Below are 19,943 nucleotides of genomic sequence, written 5' to 3'. Positions count from 1 at the left end.
CCTCTTGAGTTTTGACAAGCCTTTTTTCCTCTTTCTCATCTCTCTCAAATGACAGCTTTATAATATTATCATCTTTCTGCTCTCTTGACAAGCTTCTCGCTTTGCCTCCTCGCTCTGCTTCTTGCTTGCCTCAAACAGCATGTATTACTTTACAGACTTTTCTCCTTTTCGTCAATATAGTTTTTAACAAAAAGATATATTCCGAATATTAACTATTAATAAATTTCGATTGTCTGATTTTCGTCTTTTGTTTTTCCAATTTAAAAGCAATCTTTATTTTAAAAATTCGGATATAAAAATAAACATGTTAAGCAGTAATACTTAACATGTTTATTTGCTCTTTATTTCGAATATCTATTTTTTGCTTCTTTAATTTGGGTACTCAGGACCTCTTTTAAAGGAGTAAAACCTTTTTTAACTCGTTTTGAAGTCCAAAAATGGACTCGCTTTTTTCTTGCTTCTTTTACTTCTGGAAGGACTGCTCTTCTTGATAAACTAATCTGATTAGAGTATGGATCTATATCAATAACTTGTACCTTTATTGTTTCGCCAACTTGATACTCTCTTCCGATATCTTTAACATATCCACCATGTATTTCAGAGATATGGATCAAACCTTCTACCTTGCTATCTAGCCTTACAAAAATTCCATATTGTTGTATCCCACTAATTTTTCCATGAACTATATCGCCAATTTTAACTTGCATACTATCTCATCCCTTACTAATATTAATTATAACTGTCTTTTTAATTAACGCTAAAGACATGACTTCTATGCTTAGTTTTTATGGAGGATTTCTTATAAAGATGGAAAAATATGATTTAGCTATTATTGGTGCAGGTCCTATTGGACTTTTTGCAGCCTCTTTCGCTAATTTACACGGATTAAAGACAATTTCTTTTGATGCATTAGACGAAGTTGGCGGGCAAATTAATATGCTTTATCCACAAAAAAATATTAAGGATATTCCCGCTTTTCCTTCTATTAAAGGTGAAAAACTAGTTTCTCAATTACTTGAGCAAAACAGTAATACTAAATTCATACTCTCTCATAAAGTAAAAGAGATTTCTTTTTTAGAAAACGAAAATATCCTAATCGATAAAACATATGAAGTTAAAAGTTTATTAATTGCTACAGGGCTTGGAGCATTTAAGCCTAAAACACTTCCTTTATCAACTACTTTAGACATACAAAAACATATCCATTACTCAATGCAGCATCCTGAAATCTTTGCTAACAAAAAAGTAGCTATTCTTGGTGGTGGAGATTCTGCACTTGACTGGGCGCTAGAGTTAGCAACCACATCAGATATATTTTTAATTCACCGTAGAAATGAGTTTCGTGGTCTTGAAAGCTCCGTCAACAAGCTTAAAAGTTTAAAAAATGTTGAACTTTTAACTCCTTATCTTCCAAAAGATGTGCAGTTAAACAATAATAGAATGGAATTAGTTTTGCATAAAGTTGGTGCAAGTCAAGATTTTGCTACTAAAAATGTTGATGAAATACTAGTTGCATATGGCTTCAAGAGTGATAATCGACAATTACGTAAATGGGGAATCAAATTAGACCATAATCTAATCGCTGTTTCTCAACAAATGCATACTAATCTTCCCCATGTATATGCAATTGGCGATGCCATTACTTATCCTGGAAGAGTACCAATGATTGCTTTAGGATTTGGTGAAGCACAAATTGCAATTAGCAATATTATGCAAGACCTATTTCCAGAAAAAACAATGACTTTTCATTCTACCAGTATTTAATTTGTGAAAGGAATCTATTTTTATTTATGGGACTTATCGATTTTATTCTTCATATTGATGACCATTTAGTCACCATTGTGAATATGTTTGGAAACTGGACTTACTTAATCTTATTTGCAATTATCTTTATCGAAACGGGTCTGGTTATCTTTCCATTTCTACCTGGAGATTCACTTATATTTGCATGTTGTGCTATGGCAGCCACACCTAAATATAATCTTCATTTCTGGGTTTGCTATCTAATTTTCATAGCAGCTGCTGTTTTAGGTGATACGATTAACTATGAAATCGGACACTGGTCGCAAGCTGAAGGAACTAAACATAGTTGGTTCAACAAATTAATTAATCAAGATAAACGAAAAGCCGCTGAAAACTTTTTCGATCGACACGGCGGCATTACTATTGTAATTGGAAGATTTATTCCATTTATTCGTACATTTGTTCCATTTGTATCAGGTGCAAGTAAGATGCATTATCGAACTTTCATCATTTATAACTTTATTGGTGGTTTTCTCTGGGTAACTCTATTCTCTGCATTAGGATTCTTCTTTGGGAACATTCCAGTTGTCCAGGAACATTTCTCATTGATCGTAATTGCAATCATTTTAATTTCGGTTTTGCCAGTCTTAATTATCTGGTTAAAGAAAAAATTAGTATTAAAAAAGGAGCTTCGTTAAAGCTCCTTTTTTTTTGACAAAATAAAGCAAGAAAAGTATAACTCATAAATTATTCCGCCAGTTGCAAAACAACCAGCAAAAAATTCTTCAGTTAATACGTTAATAATGGGATCAGTTGCAGGATTGAACAGCCAATCACCATTGTTGAACAAGAGATGGTGAAATGCTATAAAAAATTCATCAAAATTCATTAAAGCAAACGGTAAGATTATCACAGGTAAAATCATGAAAATTAGCGCTGTTGTTCTCGAAATATAAATATAACTCATTCTCTTTCTCATTTTTAAGAAAATAAGAATAAGTAATCCAACTACAAAAACAATTATTGCTAATTCAAATAATAACTTACACTCATAAAAATGACGCGCTGCGCTTGAAGAAGTCGGAAAATTAGACATCTGAAGTTTATCATTAAATGGCAACAATAAATAATCTAAGAGCTGTGTATAGTTCTCCATCACTGTTGCTAAGGTTGTTTTTACTATTAAATTTGTTTTTTGGATTTTTACAAAAACTGCTAATAACGGCCAGCTTAAAACTACTGCTCCCAAAGTAGCAGTAGCAAGAGCCATCAAACAATTGTAAACAACTGCAACGATTGGCTTTTTCTTCATAGTTTCCATTCATCCAGATTTTCTACAACGTAAGTTGGCTGCTTATCCCTTTCTGCCAATTGTTTCTTAGTAGTTACACCAGTCAAAGTTAACAAAGAGTCAATATTGCAGTTAACGCCTGCCATAATATCAGTATCATAATTATCCCCAACCAAAATTGCATCCTTGCCTTGAGCATTTAGCATCTTCAAAGCACTAGCCACAATAATTGATGACGGTTTACCAATATAAGTAGGCTTAACACCTGTTGCTACTTCTAGCATTGTGCACAGTGCACCGTTACCTGGCAATAGCTCATCTCCAGAAGGTAAATTTTTATCAGCATTCGTCCCAATGAAGGTTGCACCATTTCTAATCGAGCGAGTAGCCACGCGAATTTTATGATAAGTTAAATCCGTATCCATTCCAACTACCACATATTTAGGATTTCGATCATCGTAGTAGAAACGTTCATTTTTTAATAGCCCTTGCACTAATCCTGTTTGTCCAATGATATAAACTGGTATCTTAGCAGTATCTGGATTTTGAGCTAGCAAGTAAGACTCTGTAGCTAAAACAGGCGTATAAATATGATAAATATCTGTATTAACTCCGTGTCCGCGCAACTTATCAACTACCATTTGCGGCGTACGAGTAGAATTGTTAGTTAAAAATAAGTGGGGAATATTTTTTTCTTGCAAACGATGAATGAATCTCACGCCACTTTCGATCGTATCGCTACCGCGATAGATAGTTCCATCCAAATCAATTAAGTAACATTTATAATCTTTATGTTCCACAATTAGCCCTTTCTTTTCTTAATTACGAAGCCCCTATTTTTATGACTTCCCTTTCCACGTTGAAATTTTACAGCTGTTTTATGACCACCAATTCTTGTTTTGTGGACACGTCTTTCTTTAAAGTAGGGACGTTTAGAATGATAGCGATTATTAGACATGTTTTTTCTCTTATTTTGTCTGCCAAACGCAACCTTCTTGATCTGATTTTCTTGAGCTAGTCGTAAAACAAAATACGCACTGCCGGGATTACAATATTCCTCTAAATAATCCACAATCGCATTAGCCTTTTTATCAATTGCAACGCGATCTTTTTCATCATAAAATCCCTTTAATCTTAAATGCTCACTTGAAATATCCCCTACTAAATAATCGTACTGATCAAGGTAAGGATCATATTTTTCCTTTAGCAATTCAATATCTAGAGCATCTTTTACATTAGCTAAAATTTCATACTTTCGCCCATTAATCATTATCGTGTCTTCATTGACAATTACATGAGCCAAAGGATGATAAAGCGGTTGTTCTTTATCTGCTTCTTTATACTCCATTATTTTTCTTTCTATTTATCTATCGGGTATTTTTCTTTTAAATAGTTTCCAATTACAGTCCGTAAATAATCAGGGAACAAAAACTTGTTTTTGCCCATAATTGAAATGGTAGGGAAAAATGGAATTAAAACATAATGATCAAGCAAGGCAAGCGTATACTCTTTTTCAGGATCAATCTCTTTTCCGTTGATGTAGACTGTTCTACTTGCATGATCAACTTGAATACCTTTATAAACAAGATCGCCAAAGATTTTTCCTCTAAAACTCATTCCTTTAAGAGCAAACTTACTTAGAAAATGACGATTCTTTTCCATCTCCATTACCATGCGCCAAACATCACTTCCAAGCAATTTAGTTTGTACTACATGCATTGGGTGAGGCAAAGCAGCTTGTAAATCAGCTTCTGTTAAAATTCCCTGATGAAATGGCGTTAAAAACAAGCCACTGTTTAAAACCGCAATATCAGTTCCAGCAAAATTACTAATTGCATCGAGAGAAACTTGAATTGCCGCCATTTTATCATTGTTAAATTTAGCAGGTAGCTTTGCAATTTGACGTGATTGAAGCATCTGCTCACCTTGCTTACGCCAAGCAGCAATTTTAGCTTGGTCCGATTCTAAACTTGGTAAATCAGCTGTTTTGACAGTATTTGGCACAATTGACACTATCTGGTGGTTATCATTTAATTGAATCGCAATATCGCCGACATGCTGACCCCATTTTCCAGTCTGAGTAATCCATGTTTTGTTTACTTTCTCGCCCTTGGGCAAATAATCATGGCTATGTCCACCAACAATCAAGTTCACTTCTGGATAATGATGTGCAATATATCGATCCATCCTTAAGCCAATATGACTAACAATGATTAACATATCATATTGTCCTTTAATTGTAGGAAGTAATCTATCTAAAGTATCAGAAATCAACTTTACATGCCAATGGTTAGGGCCATACGTCATTGGATAAGCAGCAGTTAAACCAACAACTGCAATCCTCGTTTTCTTTTTAGTTTCAAAAATTTTATATGAAGTACACCATTTCGGCATACTTTCATCTTCTTCACGTAAGTTAGCCAAAATAACTGGAAAATTCGCATGATCAAATAATTTTTCTAAAACTGCATGTGAATTAGAAATTCCTTCATTATTACCAATTGTGATCGCATCATAATTAAATTCATTCATTAATTTAATATTAGCTTGACCTTCAGTTGCATCTGATAAAGGATGAGAACGATCCATAAAGTCGCCAGCATCAAAGGTAAAAGTTTGATCAACGCTTTTATCATTTTGCGCTTGATGTAAATATCTTTTTATTTTAGGAAATTGTTCAAAGTGAGAATGTAAGTCATTGGTATGAACAATACGTAATTTTTCCATACTTTACTCTCTTCTAACCAATATGATTGGCTTTTAATACTGTATTAAAGGCGTCTAAAACTTTTCCTTTAGGTTTTTCCCACTCAACCCACTGCGGATCTTTCCAATCATCCTCATTAGTTAAAGTTTCTAGTTGATATGTTTTATTAATATATTCTTCGTATAATTGAAGTGCCTTTGTTCTAGCCAAATTTAGCTGAAGTATCCGTACTTTCTTTATTAATCCACGGTCTACGGCTAATTCAGCGATACCATTTTGATCAATATTTGAAATTTCATAATATTTAGATCCGTCATTGCGAGTAACTTCTTCGATTAAATCTAGTTGCTCATAAGCCATATTTCAGCATCTACTTTCTTAAAATGATTATTAACTACTATATTAATTATAGAAAAAAGTATACATCCATGCTATTGTTAAAAAGAATAGAGGTGTACACATGAAAACAAGCAGGCATTATTTCCTAGCCCTTTTTTTTAGTTTGATTTTTATTTTTGAATCGGGATTCCTAGTCATTGGTCACCGCGGTAATCCCAGTAAATATCCAGAAGAAACAATTCAAAGTGATAACTCAGCTTTTGCGGATGGCGCGGACTATGTTGAACTTGACCTGCATGTTTCCAAAGATAACGTCTTAGTTGTTTCTCATGACCGTGATTTAAGCCGAGTTGTTGGATCATCGGTTATTGTATCACAAAATAATTTCTCCTATTTAAACACCTTAAAACAAGCTAATGGTGAATCAATTATCTCTTTAGATCAATTATTTGATTACTACAAAGATAAACCTAACACTAAATTCCTACTTGAAACCAAAAAAACTAAACATAATAGTCCTAAAAATATGGAAGAATTACTTGCTGCCAGTATCAAAAAGTACCATATGCAAGATCGGGTAATGATTCACAGCTTTTCTGCACCGAGCTTAAAAACTATGAGTCAACTGCTACCAGATGTTCCAAGAATCTTTATTGTTGGTTCTTTGCAAAGAATTAATTTTGAAGTATTAAGTTACGTAAACGGGATCAATATCTCATCTGATCTAATTACTCAAAATCCCAAGCTAATTAGCCAGCTTCATGCACTACATCAAAAAGTATTTGTTTGGGCTGAAATGAATGAAACGCCGAAGCTATGGAACTGGTTAATCAACAATGATGTTGATGGAGTTGTCACTAACTTCCCCGCAAGAGGCTATAAATACAAATTAGCTAAAACTGGTACTAAAAAATATGACGTCAATAAAGATGGAATTTACTTTGGTCGGATGCCTACTGCAATTAGTGAAAATCCATATCTAAAAGTGACAACATCAAAAGAACTTAACTTTTTAGACCCAGTTCATGTTTCTTCAGCTGTTATCGCCTCAGGACAAACTTTTTATCAAATTGGCGATAAGGAATTTGTTCCTGCCGACCTGGTTAGTTTAGACTTACAGCCAGAATGGATTCTGCCATATTGGAATTTAAGCATTATTAACCCTACTCAAAATCCAATTTTCACTTATAATAAACCTGATAAGCAATCTGGTAAAAAGAATCGACTTATGCCAAGAAAACACTATAAAATACTAGGTGCAAGTGGCGGAGTTAAAGATTTATGGCTTCTTACTAATGATGGCTGGGTTAAGTCTTCTAAAGTCTTATATTATGGCTTATTTAATAAAAATACATTTGCCTATAAGAATTATCAAAAACTTGATCCTGCTTATCGTCAAACAAACGTTGCCCTATTTCCCTATTTACCAGTTGAAAAAGTCCCAAATAAAAGCTTTTGGTCGACTTATTCAGATGTAAATGCTGTAATATTTAATCAGAGATAAAAATAAAGGAGTATGTTATGGAAGAACTAGATTATAAAAAATTAGCACAAGAAAAGAAGGATGCTATTTTAAATGATTTAAAAGAATTGATTGCAATTGATTCTTCTGAAGATTTAAATAATACTAGCAAAGAATATCCTGTAGGTCCCGGACCAGTTAAGGCTATGAAAAAGTTTTTATCATTTGCTAAACGTGACGGCTTTGATACTGAAAACTTTGATAACTATGCTGGTCGAATCAACATGGGTTCTAGCGACAAGCGTGTCGGTATTATCGGTCACATGGATGTCGTTCCTGCTGGTGAAGGCTGGAAGACCGATCCATTTAAGATGACTATCAAAGATGGCAAAATTTATGGACGTGGTAGTGCCGATGATAAAGGCCCATCATTAGCAGCTTACTATGGGATGCTAATTTTAAAAGAACACGGCTTTAAACCTAAAAAGAAAATTGACTTCGTAGTTGGAACTAATGAAGAAACTAACTGGGTTGGAATTGACTACTACTTAAAGCATCAACCTGCCCCAGATGTTGCTTTCTCACCTGACGCAGAATTTCCAATTATCAATGGTGAACAAGGCATTGTTACCTTAAAACTTGACTTTAAAGATGATCCAAGCCAAGGCGACGTTAAACTTTGGACATTCCAATCAGGAATTGCAACTAATGTCATCCCTCAAACCGCTCATGCTCAACTTGAAGGCGATATTGATGGCATCAAAGAAAAATTCAACTTATTCCTTAAAGAACATAAACTTGAAGGAAAAGCAGAAATGCTTAGCGGTCGTCTTTCATTAACTCTAACCGGTCACGGTGCTCATGCTTCAGCTCCTGAAACTGGTAGAAATGCTGCTACTTACCTTGCTCTTTTCCTTGATAGTCTTAATTTTGATGGTCAAGCCAAGAATTTCTTACACTTCCTTGCAACTGTTGAACATAAAGACTTTAACGGTAAGAAGTTAGGTATTTTCCATCATGACGACTTAATGGGCGACTTAACCAGTTCACCAAGTATGTTTAACTTTGAAGGTCAAAATGCATACCTACTAAACAACGTTCGCTACCCACAAGGTATTGAACCAGAAGAAATGGTTAAAAACATCAACGAAAAATTTGGCAATATCTTAGATGCCAGAGTTGATGGCTCAGCAGAAGCGCCTCATTATGTTCCTGGAGACGATCCAATCGTTAAAACTCTTCTGTCAGTTTATGAAAAGCAAACTGGCAAGAAAGGTCATGAAGTTATCATTGGTGGCGGTACATATGGTCGTTTATTTAAACATGGTGTAGCCTTTGGTGCTCAACCAGAAGGTGCTCCACTTGTTATGCACCAACCAAATGAATACATGAAGGTTGAAGATTTGATTAATTCAATTGCTATTTATGCTGAAGCAATCTATGAATTAACTAAATAAATCAAAATATTAATAAATTCGTAAAAAAGGACAGCGTCAATGCTAGTCCTTTTTTTGCTATAATAGTGGGAAAGTAATTAACAAAGGATCCTGATCTGTGAAAAATTTAAAAGAAAAAATCATAGAGTTCCTAACTGCGGGGCCAGAAGTTAAAACACTTCAAAGCGAATCAGACGAAAGCCAATGGAAATTTTACAGCGGCATCGTTTATTTAACTTTACGTCGTGTTTTCCATTATTTGATCTTAATTGCAGTTTTTGGTTTATTTCTCCTAATTGGTTTTGGTGGTGGCTACGCCCTTGGCATTGTTCGCCAGCAGCCCATTCCAACAATTAGCGAATTAAATCAGCAAATAAACCATGCACAAAATTCAGCCACACTTTACTATGCTGGCAATAAAAAAATTGCTACGGTTCGCTCAGATACAGTCACCAAAAAGGCAAGTGAAAGCGAACTAACCCCTTTAGTTAAGAATGCTGTAACAGCTACTGAAGATGAAAATTTCTATATTCATAAGGGAGTTTTACCTAAATCCCTAGTTAGAGCTGTCCTTTCTGAACTAACTGGTGTTGGTGTTCAAACTGGTGGATCAACTTTAACTCAGCAATTGGTTAAGATGCAGTTTTTAACTAGTCAGACCACTTGGAGAAGAAAAGTTACCGAAATGTTTTATGCTCATAAGATCGAAAAGCATTTCTCAAAAGAAGATATTCTCCGTTCATATTTAAATGCTGCTCCTTATGGTAAAAACAACCGTGGAGAAAACATTGTGGGTATTAAAACTGCGGCACAAGGTATATTTGGTAAGTCTATTTCTGAACTTAACTTGCCACAAGCTGCTTTCATTGCTGGTTTACCTCAAAGTCCATCTATTTATACCCCATATCGTTTAAACGGAAAAATTAAAAAAGACCTTGATTTAGCAATGCGCAGAAAAGATATTGTTCTATTTCGGATGTATCGAAATGGCGATATTAGTAAAAAAGACTATCTTGCAGCTAAAAAATATGATTTACGCGCTGATTTTCTTGCTCCTGAAAAAGCATCCAAACAAAAGAAGCAAAGTGGCTACTTATATAATCTAGTAATGAATAAGAGTACCAGTCTCTTAGCAGAAAAATTAATTGAGCAAGATGGTTTAAAGGTATCAGATGTTAAACAAGATACTAACCGTTATAATCAATACCTAACTAGTGCAACTGAATTACTTCATCAAAAGGGCTATCATATTAAGACCACGATTAGACAGCCACTTTATCAAACCATGCAACGTATAGTTAAGCAAAATAAATATGGTCAAGATAAGACATCTCGTGATTTTGACTCATCTACTAACAAGTGGGTTAATACTACTGAGCATGTAGAAAATGGTAGTGTCGTAATTGATAACGCAACTGGCAAGGTATTAGCATTCAGTGGCGGAGTTGACTTTAAGAACTCTCAAATTAACCACGCTTTTGATACTTATCGTTCACCTGGTTCATCTATTAAGCCATACCTAGTCTATGGTCCAGCAATTGAACATAAGCTGATTTCTAGCCAAACAGCACTGGCAGATTTCCCTACTAGATTTGGCAACTATATTCCAACTGACTATAATTCAACTGTAGAAAACCGGTTTATCTCAGCTCAAGAAGCTCTAAGTAAATCTTACAACTTACCTGCCGTAAACTTATACAGTAAGTTAGTCAACGATAAGAACATTAACTTGCGTCAGGATATGAAAAAACTCGGCTTAAACTTGAGTAAAAGCGAATTTGAAAACCTAGGTTTGGCCCTCGGTGGTACAGATTATGGTTTTTCAGTTGCCGATAATGCTAGTGCCTTCTCTAACTTCTATAACAATGGTAAGCGTGCTGATCCTTACTACATTGAAGAAATTCGAGATCCATCAGGTAGAGTAATTTATAAGCATAAGCAAAACCCACAAAAGGTCTTCTCTACTGGTACTTCTTACATTATGCAGAAGCTGCTTCACCAAGTAGTAACTAAGGGTACTGCATCAAGTTTAACCGGTACTTTGAAGTTTAATTACAAGAACTTAATTGGTAAGACTGGAACCAGTAACGATTATCGTGATATTTGGTTTAATGGGTCTACTCCTGGGATCACGATTTCTAGTTGGATGGGTTATGATAACTTCTATGGTCACTCATACAACCTAGATTCTAATTCTAGTGAGACCAACTTAAATCTTTGGGCAAATATCGCTAATGCACTTTACGAAGAAGATCCATCGATCTTTAAATTAAATGATGCACCAAGTCGTCCAAGCTCGGTTTATAAAAATAGAGTCTTAGCAAGAACTGGAACATTACCAGGAACTGTAAGCTATGATGGCGATAATATTGAGCTCTCTGGCAAAAAGACTACTGCATTAAGTTTGTCCCCTGCTCCAGCTGCTACTGCTAGATTTGGTATCGGTGGATCAACTAAAGACTACAACCTCTTCTATGATTACTTAGAAGGCAAGAATAATGATTATGGCAAAGTCTTAATCTATACTGGCAAGACAATTTCTAAGAAGAAAAACATCAACAGCCTATTTGCTGTCGCTGATGGTTCAACTTCAGAAGATGCTAAAAATTATTACGGCAAAAACCACGAAGTTTACCGTGAATCAAATAATAATTCCTCGTCTTCAACTAACCGAAATGTCGGAGCAAATGACCAACAAGCTCGAAGTACTGGTCAAGGAGGAAATAATAATGGTTCTTCATCATCTACTTCTACTAGGCGAAATCGTTCAAGTTCCACAGGTGAATCATCTTCTTCCGCGGAAAGTAGTAATTCCGAGAGCAACAATGCTGCAAATGATGTAAATTCAAATATTAGTTCTAATGAAGGTTCAGCTGCTAACACAAATACTAGCAGCGAGACCACTGAAGGCAGTACAGCCACTAATAATGGTCCAACTGCTCCATAGAAAAATATAGTTTTAAAATCAATAAAAACTGATAATCAAAATTAACGATTATCAGTTTTTTGTTTGACTAAAACTATAATTTTCAAACTAATTATTAAAATATATTGAATAAAATTAATCAAAGTATTATTATTTAAATAAAATTTTAATATTTAAAGGACAATTAATGGAATTACTAAAATATTTCAAAAAGTTAAAATGGGAATTTCTATTAGTAGTCTTTCTCATAGTTGTTAATGCTGGATTTTTAACACTAGCAGGTATTTCTAGCGCTAATGCATTGAGTTCGGTTGCTAAATTACGTGCCGCTGAATTCTTTATGTGGGTTGCAATAATGGGCGGAGCCTATATCATTTATGCTATTGTTAATTGTCTTGTTAACGTAGAACAGACACGTTTATCTCAAAATGTAGACAAATTAATCAGAAATAGTATTGCAACAGACTTATCCAAGGCAAATTATGCTACTTTTCATAAACAAACTGTAGCAACATACAGTTCTTGGCTAACTAATGATATTACTACTATTAATAATTTCGGAATTACTGACTTTTTAATGATTGTCAGACAAGTTAGTGAAATAGTTTTTGGGATGCTTACACTAGCATATTTCAATATAAGTTTGGTAGTAACTGTTGTTGTCTTAACAGTTATTATGGGAATCGTGCCAAATATGTTTTCTAAAATCTTAGCTAAACGATCATTAGAATATACTCATGCTAACGAACGATTAGTTAATACAATTAATGATATATTAAATGGCTTCAATACACTCTTTTTAGCTAATCTCCCTCAGACTATCGTAAAAAAAATAGATGGTTCTTCAGACGATGTAAAAAAGCATACACTAAACTACAGTAAAACCGCTGGAATAACTCAAGCAATAACTAATGGCTTAGCATTTATTAGCCAAGTCATTATTTTAGGACAAACTGGTTGGCTAATCTTACATCATCTTACAGCAGTTGGTACGATTAGTGGTGCACAATTCTTTGCTAGTACAATTTTCGCTGAATTAAGTGGTATTAGTTTTAATTGGCAGGAATTTAAGTCTATAAAACCAATAATGGAAAAATTTAAATCTGTATCTAACAATGAAAGTGAGCCGCATTCAATTTCTAATTGGCAACTAGGAAAACTTAACCTAAAGAATGTTTCCTACCATTATACTGAAAGTGATGAACCAATTTTCCATAATTTGAATTTAGATTTTATATTGCAAAATAAATATATTCTAACAGGAGATTCTGCAGCTGGAAAATCCACAATTTTAAATCTAATTGGTGGCTTACTAAGAGACTACAAAGGAGAAATTAACCTTGGCAATATGAGTTACGATCAAATTTCAGATCATGACCTACATCAGAAAATTTCTTATTTACAGCAAGATCCGTATATTTTTTCAGCATCCCTAAAATGGAATTTAACTTTAGGAAAAAAGATATCAACTCAGAAAATTAATAAGGTAATCAAAGAATGTGGCCTAGAAGATTTAATTACTAAACTACCTAATGGAATTGATACAGTTTTAGATGATCAAGGAAAGTAATTATCTGGCGGCCAAAAGCAACGTATTGCATTTGCTAGAGAAATATTACGTGATACTCCAATCTACTTACTAGATGAAGCAACGTCTGCATTAGATAAAGCCTCAAGTACACAGCTCGAACGTTTGATTCTGACTAAACAGGATAAAACAGTGATTATGGTAACTCATCACTTAAGGAACGAAATCGAACAATTAGCTAACAAAGTAGTTAATTTAAATGAAATAAAAAATACAGCTAGTGAAACCATTTAAATTCACAATACAAAAAAGTACTGTTAACATGGACGTTTTTTCAACCGCAGAGTAACAGTACTTTTTTAATATTAACTTATCTACTTAGTAGAACGAGACTTCTTCAAAGTATATGGCAAGATAACATGAGCATCATCTAATTCTTCATCGTCCATCAACTTAGTTAACATTCTCATTGCAACAGCACCGATATCATAAAGTGGTTGTTGAACAGTTGTTAATTGAGGACGAACAATTTTAGCAACATTAGTTGATGCAGCAGAAATAATTTCTAAGTCTTCTGGAATCTTTACGCCTGCATGAACAGCCGCATTAACGATACCTGCAGCTGTTACATCACGAGTAGCAATAATCCCATCTACTTTATCAGCTTTAATTTGCTTAAATAACTTATAGCCATCTTCATAAGTTTTAGCATCTTCATAGATATGAACATTCTTCAAATTATGTTCTTCCATGAAATCCGTATAAGCAACGAAACGGTTGTCCTTGTTAACATAAGCTTTTCCGTCACCTACAATTAAGGCTAAGTTCTTCTTACCGTTTTCTAAAAGAAGACTCAATGCTTCCTTTTCAGCGGCTTTATAGTCAATTGTTACACTTGGAAAGTCTTGGTTAGCATCAGCAGTACCAGCTAAAACAACTGGTGTATTTGTACGCTTGAAGATTTCTTGAGCCTTTTCACTCATTAAGTTTGACATGTAAATTACACCATCAACTTGCTTATTAAGTAAGTTTTGGATTACTTGATCTTCATTCAACAAAGTATTACCAACACTGGAAAGTAAGATATTATACTTATACATCGTAGCAATATCGTCAATTCCTTTAGATAATTCAGCAAAGTGCATGTTTGTCAAATCAGGAACAATTAATCCAACTGTTGTAGTTCTCTTTGAAGCTAATCCCTGAGCAACTGCATTAGGTTGATAATGCAAACGATCAATGACAGCTAATACTTTTTCACGTGTTTCTTTACGTACATTATTATTTCCATTTACTACTCTTGAAACAGTAGCCATAGAAACTTTTGCTTCACGAGCAACATCATAAATAGTTACTTCTTGCTTTTGCATAAATTTCTCACACTCCTGTAAAAACACTCTTTTATAACTTATCAAGAATATCAACACATTGCAACCGTTTACGACTAAAAACTCATTATTTTACCATATTATATGGTATACTCCCAGTAAATATTAAAAAAGGAGCCAAAATTATGAACTTAGACAAGTTACAAAATTGGTTAATTTCAACCAATAATGACGTTGCTTATATTTCTGATCCAATCAGTATTAATTATTTCACTGGCTATAGCATGGATCCACATGAAAGAATTTTTGCTTTACTTGCTTTTAAAGACAAGCCTGCATTTATCTTTGCGCCTGAATTAAATGTTGAAGAAGCTAAAAATTCTGCCTGGGATGGCGATGTTTATGGCTATCTTGACCATGAAAATCCATGGGCAAAAATTGCTGATTTAGTAAATCAACGTGTCGGTAAACCTAATAATATCGCAATTGAAAAATCACATCTCTCAGTTGATCGTTTAGAACAATTACGCATTGCCTTTCCTGATTCTTCATTTACCAATAACGTTTCTCCATTCGTAGCTGAAGCACGTTTACGTAAAACCCCCGAAGAAGTAAAACAATTAAAAGCTGCCGGTGCAGAAGCTGACTTTGCTTTTCAAATTGGTTTCAATGCTCTTAGAAACGGCGTAACTGAACGTTATGTTGCTGGACAAATTGATTACCAACTAAAACTTCAAAAAGGTGTAATGCATACTAGTTTTGAAACGATCGTCCAAGCAGGTACAAATGCAGCTAACCCTCACCTTGGTCCAACAATGAACAAAATTGAACCAAACGAATTAGTTTTATTCGATCTTGGAACCATGCACAACGGCTATGCTTCTGACTCAAGTAGAACTGTCGCTTACGGCGAACCAACTGCTAAAGAAAAAGAAATTTATGAAGTCGACCGTGAAGCACAACAAGCAGCTATTGAAGCAGCGAAACCAGGTATTACTGCCAGCGAACTTGATGCTGTTGCTAGAGATATTATTACTAAGGCTGGTTATGGAGAATACTTTATTCACCGTCTTGGTCATGGTATTGGGATGAACGTTCACGAATTTCCACAAATCATGGAAGGAAACGACGTAGTTCTTGAAGAAGGTATGTGCTTCTCAATTGAACCTGGTATTTACATTCCTAACGTAGCCGGCGTTAGAATTGAAGATTGTGGTGTAGTCACTAAAAACGGTTTTGAAACCTTCACTAAGACAAGTAAGGAATTAAAATACATTCCAGTTAAAGACTAATCAAAAAACCTGTTGATAAACTTTATCAGCAGGTTTTTTATTGTAAAAAAAGAATCAAGCAAAACTTGATTCTCTTTATAAATATTTAATTTTAGTTATTTTCAGTATCTTCAGCATTGTTTAAGTCACTAACAGCATCCTTGTCAGATTTTTCATCTTCGCCAAGATCTTTGTTAGTGTCATCAATTACGATATCATCAAAATCTCTTAATTCTGAATCATCTTCAACTGACTTAGGGAAAGAAGCTAATTGATTCTTAATTGCTTCAGTTCCTTTATCATACTTTTCTTTCAAATCTTGCAATTTTTCATTTTCAGCAAGTTTTTTCTTTACATCGTCAGTTGCGTCTTCTGGCAACAATAATGAGCCAGCAATTAAGCCAACACCTAAACCAACAACGCTACCTAATAAAAATCCACCAAGTTTACGCATAATTGTTCTCCTTTAATAAATATTAGTCTTCACCGCGACGACGTTTACGTCTTGCAAACATGCGACTAACTAGAGATGAAAAGATGCCAATTCCGGCTCCTCTAATACCCATACCAGAGAAGCGTTCAACCATTCTTCTTGATGAAGAATTGATGTCTGACAAGCTTTCACCTAAATCAGCTGCCGCCTTTACAACTGGTTCTAATTCTGTTACTTTTCCATTTACGTCAGCTAGAAGAGCATTACTTTTTTCTAATAAATCTTCACTTTGCTTCATTAATACAGAAGTTTGTTTCGTTAAATCATCAACAGCTGTATTAACGCTGTCCATAGTTGCGTCAACTTTTTTCATTGTCTTAGTAACTCTAACAATTAAAGGTAAAGTAAATAAGACCAAGATTAAAAAGGCAACTGCTGCAATTAAGCCAGCTAATGCACCATATGAAATTGACATAATCTATCCTCCATTAATTATTCCTCTCATAAAAAAGTCTAGCATTATTCCTCCCCTCAAGCAATGAAATAGTACCCAAGTTTTTGATATACTATTTTTAAAGAAATTAGATAAGGAGGGCATGAGTTGAACTGGTCTACTCTTCTAAAAGGAACTTCTACAACTAAAAAAACTAATAACATTGATTCCTTAATTAATTGGGACAATGTACTTCATACTTTATTAAGTCGTGGTATACAAATTATTATTACTACAATTATTTTCTTTTTAATTTGGCATATAGGGAAACGCTTATTAACGAAATATTTATTAAAGAATCCTAAATTTCAAGAACGTATGACTGGAAGGAAAAGAACTCTAGCTCAATTAGGAATTGCTCTTTTTCAATACACTGTTCTCTTATTTTATTTATATAGCGTTTTAACGTTAATGGGAATCCCAGTCGGAACGTTGTTAGCTAGTGTAGGGTTAGTATCTCTAGCCTTAGGAATGGGCGCACAGGGCTTAGTTAGCGATGTCATAACTGGGATGAACATCTTAAGCGAAGGTGAATACAATATCGGCGATACTGTCAAAATTGGCAACTACACCGGAACTGTTCTCTCCTTTACCTTGCGTAATACCCGCCTTAAAACTACTAATGGCGCTGTAATCTATATTCCTAATCGTAACATTACCGTAGTTGAAAATTTGAGTCATGGTTCACACTCTGGCTGGAGCATGGATATTAATTTAAATCTTTCAGTAGAAAATAATCTTACTGAAATTAATCATGCCGTTGATACGGTAAACGCCGCTTTAAAAGATAAGTTTAAAAAACAAATCAAAAAGGGCCCTCAAATTATTGGAATCATTAATCAAACCGGCTCAAGTATTACCTATCAAATTCATTTTCAAGTAATTGCAAATAGCCAAAGTACGATTAAAAATGCCTATCTCAGTGCTTATATCAAAGAATTCAATCAACGCGGGCTTAAATTCAGTCCCATGCCAACAAAACAAGAAAATAGTTCTGCATCTTAAAGGATTAAGCAACTAGACTTTTATCTATTGCTTAATCCTTTTTTATTGCACAACGCGAACTACTTCGCGAGCAATCATTAATTCTTCATTAGTTGGGACAATAAGTGCCTTTACTCTAGACTTAGGTTTAGAAATAAACTTTTCGCCATCTGTTCGATTAGCCTTAAAATCTGGTTCTAAACCCAAATATCTTAATGAAGACATAATACCAGCTCTAATGCCAGGATCATGTTCACCTACTCCTGCAGTAAAGACAACTGCATCAATTCTGCCTAACTCTGCTGCATAGGCGCCTACATAGCGAACAACTCGGTTAATGAATATCTTACGTGCTAACTTAGCACGCTTATCTTTACTTTCAATTAAATCACGCATATCAGAAGATACACCTGAAATACCTAATAATCCTGACTTATAATTCAAAACATCAATTGCTTCATCAATATTCATTCCGGTCTTATGCATTAAACGTTGCAGCGCTGAAGGATCAAAATCTCCACTTCTCGTTCCCATTGTTACACCAGTTAACGGGCTAATTCCCATTGAAGTATCATAAGACTTTCCACGTTTAACCGCAGTAACTGAAGCACCTGATCCTAAGTGGCAAACAATCAAGTTAACTAAGTTAGGATTTTTCTTAAGCATCTTGGCTGCACGCGGTGCAACATAAGAAATAGAAATTCCATGCGCACCATATTTTCTGATGCCATAATCTTCATAATATTCATAAGGAATCGAATATAGATAGTGGATTGGATCTAAAGTTTGATGATAAGAAGTATCAAAAACCGCTACCTGTGGAACATTAGGAACAATTTTCAAAAAGGCCTTGATTCCATTTGCCTCAGGAATATTATGCAAAGGTGCAAGTTCACCTAAATCAAATATTTCTTGTAACTCTTTGTCACCAACACGAACAGATTCCTTAAATATTTCACCGCCATTTACAATTCGGTGACCAATTCCAGTAATTTCTCTCAGGTCTTCAACTACATGAAATTTTTTCAAATCCTCAATTAAAAGCTTCACTGCCTCTTCTTGATCATGAATAGGCATATTTTTGATATATTCTCGGCCATTACTTAGCTTGATTTTAAAGACAGCATTTTCCATCCCCACTCGATCAGCCATTCCTGAAGCAATGACTTTTTCATCAGGGAAAGAAAATAATTTATATTTAAAGGAAGAGCTTCCTGAATTAATTGCTAAAACTTTTTTCATACGCTATAACCTCAATTTCAACTAAACTTACATTTATCAAGTAAACTCACAATTTTAGTATAGCGCTTTCATCTTAACAATTAAAAGTAGAAAATAAAAGAACTTATCCATTAATCAGAATAAGTTCTTCGAAATTTATTTATTTTCCATCTTTTTCCACCAGGCTGGTAATTCAGTAAGTAATTTTCTCAAAGCTTGACCTCGATGAGAAATTGCATTCTTTTCATCCACTGTCATTTCAGCAAACGTTTTGCCCTTATCAGGAACAAAGAAAAGCGGATCATAACCGAAATTGCCTTTACCTTGTGGATAAGTTAAAATTTCACCGCGAATTTTGCCTTCGGTTACTAAATCATCCTCAAATTTACCTGGCCAGGAAACAACCATTGTTGTATGAAAAGTAGCCTTTCTTTCTTCTTTTGGCACGCCGCCTAATTCAGCTAATAATTTAGCATTGTTCAAAGCGTCATTATGAGCTTCCCCGCCATAGCGCGCAGAATAGACACCAGGAGCGCCATTTAATTTATCGACCGATAATCCTGAATCATCAGCTAAAGTCGGTAGATTGCTAAATTCTGCCATCTGGTGAGCCTTTAGCTTGGCATTAGCTAAAAATGTGGTACCAGTTTCTAAAACATGTGGCGGATCAGTTAAATCTTGATTAGTAATCACATGAATTGGAAAGTTATTCTTTTGTAAGGCCTCTTCAACTTCCTTAGCCTTATTTTTGTTGTTAGTTGCAAATAATAAAGTATCCATT

18 protein-coding genes and 1 pseudogene are annotated in these 19,943 nt (G+C 34.5%); 8 read left to right on the top strand and 11 right to left on the bottom strand.

Annotated features, from left to right (window positions below; all coding sequences use genetic code 11):
* Positions 1–341: 341 nt before the first annotated feature.
* A complete protein-coding gene (locus AB5359_RS07435) occupies positions 342–707 on the bottom strand; it encodes a CvfD/Ygs/GSP13 family RNA-binding post-transcriptional regulator (protein ID WP_003649326.1) in 366 nt (121 codons plus the stop codon).
* A 100-nt stretch (positions 708–807) separates the two neighbouring features.
* Between AB5359_RS07435 and AB5359_RS07430 the strand changes: the two genes are divergently transcribed.
* Both AB5359_RS07430 and AB5359_RS07425 read left to right on the top strand, forming a co-directional pair.
* A complete protein-coding gene (locus AB5359_RS07430) occupies positions 808–1,764 on the top strand; it encodes an NAD(P)/FAD-dependent oxidoreductase (RefSeq protein ID WP_077410166.1) in 957 nt (318 codons plus the stop codon).
* A gap of 26 nt (positions 1,765–1,790) precedes the next feature.
* Entirely contained in the window at positions 1,791–2,441 is a 651-nt protein-coding gene (locus AB5359_RS07425) for a VTT domain-containing protein (protein ID WP_003649328.1), read from the top strand.
* On the opposite strand, the gene AB5359_RS07420 is transcribed toward AB5359_RS07425, so the two are convergent.
* From AB5359_RS07420 to AB5359_RS07400, 5 genes are read right to left on the bottom strand one after another with little or no spacing between them, the layout of a single operon-like run.
* A complete protein-coding gene (locus AB5359_RS07420; RefSeq protein WP_003649329.1) occupies positions 2,438–3,064 on the bottom strand; it encodes a TIGR01906 family membrane protein in 627 nt (208 codons plus the stop codon). The two genes, AB5359_RS07425 and AB5359_RS07420, sit on opposite strands and share 4 nt — an antisense overlap.
* Positions 3,052–3,834, bottom strand: a complete 783-nt coding sequence (locus tag AB5359_RS07415; RefSeq protein ID WP_368279887.1) for a TIGR01457 family HAD-type hydrolase — start codon at positions 3,832–3,834, stop codon at positions 3,052–3,054. Before AB5359_RS07415 ends, AB5359_RS07420 begins: the two co-directional genes overlap by 13 nt.
* Before the next feature lie 2 nt (positions 3,835–3,836).
* Complete coding sequence (locus AB5359_RS07410) at positions 3,837–4,382, bottom strand: YutD family protein (protein WP_003649331.1); 546 nt, start codon at positions 4,380–4,382, stop codon at positions 3,837–3,839.
* Positions 4,383–4,393: 11 nt separating this feature from the next.
* Entirely contained in the window at positions 4,394–5,761 is a 1,368-nt protein-coding gene (locus AB5359_RS07405; RefSeq protein WP_144842154.1) for a bifunctional UDP-sugar hydrolase/5'-nucleotidase, read from the bottom strand.
* A 13-nt stretch (positions 5,762–5,774) separates the two neighbouring features.
* Positions 5,775–6,101 carry a hypothetical protein gene (locus AB5359_RS07400; RefSeq protein ID WP_003647701.1) on the bottom strand — a complete coding sequence of 109 codons (327 nt, stop codon included), beginning with the start codon at positions 6,099–6,101 and terminating at the stop codon, positions 5,775–5,777.
* Positions 6,102–6,201: 100 nt separating this feature from the next.
* On the opposite strand from AB5359_RS07400, the gene AB5359_RS07395 reads away from it, so the two are divergent.
* From AB5359_RS07395 to AB5359_RS07380, 4 genes and pseudogenes are all read left to right on the top strand, one after another.
* Positions 6,202–7,584 carry a glycerophosphodiester phosphodiesterase gene (locus AB5359_RS07395; protein WP_048685446.1) on the top strand — a complete coding sequence of 461 codons (1,383 nt, stop codon included), beginning with the start codon at positions 6,202–6,204 and terminating at the stop codon, positions 7,582–7,584.
* Between the two features lie 17 nt (positions 7,585–7,601).
* The gene (gene pepV / locus AB5359_RS07390; protein WP_126327859.1) at positions 7,602–8,999 is read left to right on the top strand and encodes a dipeptidase PepV; all 1,398 of its coding nucleotides are present in this window, start codon (positions 7,602–7,604) and stop codon (positions 8,997–8,999) included.
* Positions 9,000–9,096: 97 nt separating this feature from the next.
* A complete protein-coding gene (locus tag AB5359_RS07385) occupies positions 9,097–11,925 on the top strand; it encodes a transglycosylase domain-containing protein (RefSeq protein WP_003649335.1) in 2,829 nt (942 codons plus the stop codon).
* 166 nt (positions 11,926–12,091) lie between these two features.
* Positions 12,092–13,726, top strand: a pseudogene (locus AB5359_RS07380) (ATP-binding cassette domain-containing protein).
* Between the two features lie 80 nt (positions 13,727–13,806).
* On the opposite strand, the gene AB5359_RS07375 reads toward AB5359_RS07380, so the two are convergent.
* Positions 13,807–14,802, bottom strand: coding sequence for a substrate-binding domain-containing protein (locus AB5359_RS07375; RefSeq protein WP_048685459.1), 996 nt, complete (start codon positions 14,800–14,802; stop codon positions 13,807–13,809).
* 143 nt (positions 14,803–14,945) lie between these two features.
* Here AB5359_RS07375 and AB5359_RS07370 point away from each other — a divergent pair, with 143 nt between their 5' ends.
* On the top strand, positions 14,946–16,052 hold the full coding sequence (locus AB5359_RS07370) for an aminopeptidase P family protein (protein WP_003649338.1): 1,107 nt from the start codon (positions 14,946–14,948) through the stop codon (positions 16,050–16,052).
* 91 nt (positions 16,053–16,143) lie between these two features.
* On the opposite strand, the gene AB5359_RS07365 is transcribed toward AB5359_RS07370, so the two are convergent.
* Entirely contained in the window at positions 16,144–16,485 is a 342-nt protein-coding gene (locus AB5359_RS07365; protein ID WP_003647706.1) for a hypothetical protein, read from the bottom strand.
* Between the two features lie 22 nt (positions 16,486–16,507).
* Positions 16,508–16,939 carry a DUF948 domain-containing protein gene (locus tag AB5359_RS07360; protein WP_020807771.1) on the bottom strand — a complete coding sequence of 144 codons (432 nt, stop codon included), beginning with the start codon at positions 16,937–16,939 and terminating at the stop codon, positions 16,508–16,510.
* Between the two features lie 126 nt (positions 16,940–17,065).
* Between AB5359_RS07360 and AB5359_RS07355 the strand changes: the two genes are divergently transcribed.
* Positions 17,066–17,962 (top strand): mechanosensitive ion channel family protein, encoded by an 897-nt coding sequence (locus AB5359_RS07355; protein ID WP_003649340.1) that lies wholly within the window; start codon positions 17,066–17,068, stop codon positions 17,960–17,962.
* Between the two features lie 42 nt (positions 17,963–18,004).
* On the opposite strand, the gene AB5359_RS07350 is transcribed toward AB5359_RS07355, so the two are convergent.
* On the bottom strand, positions 18,005–19,183 hold the full coding sequence (locus AB5359_RS07350; protein ID WP_020807772.1) for an acetate/propionate family kinase: 1,179 nt from the start codon (positions 19,181–19,183) through the stop codon (positions 18,005–18,007).
* A gap of 135 nt (positions 19,184–19,318) precedes the next feature.
* Positions 19,319–19,942, bottom strand: a complete 624-nt coding sequence (locus tag AB5359_RS07345; RefSeq protein WP_048685469.1) for an XTP/dITP diphosphatase — start codon at positions 19,940–19,942, stop codon at positions 19,319–19,321.
* Position 19,943 lies beyond the last annotated feature (1 nt).

Source organism: Lactobacillus sp. RTP31084st1_F9_RTP31084_210423 (genome assembly GCF_040919545.1).
Classification (GTDB): domain Bacteria; phylum Bacillota; class Bacilli; order Lactobacillales; family Lactobacillaceae; genus Lactobacillus; species Lactobacillus paragasseri.
This window is presented reverse-complemented; position numbering and strand designations above follow the sequence as displayed.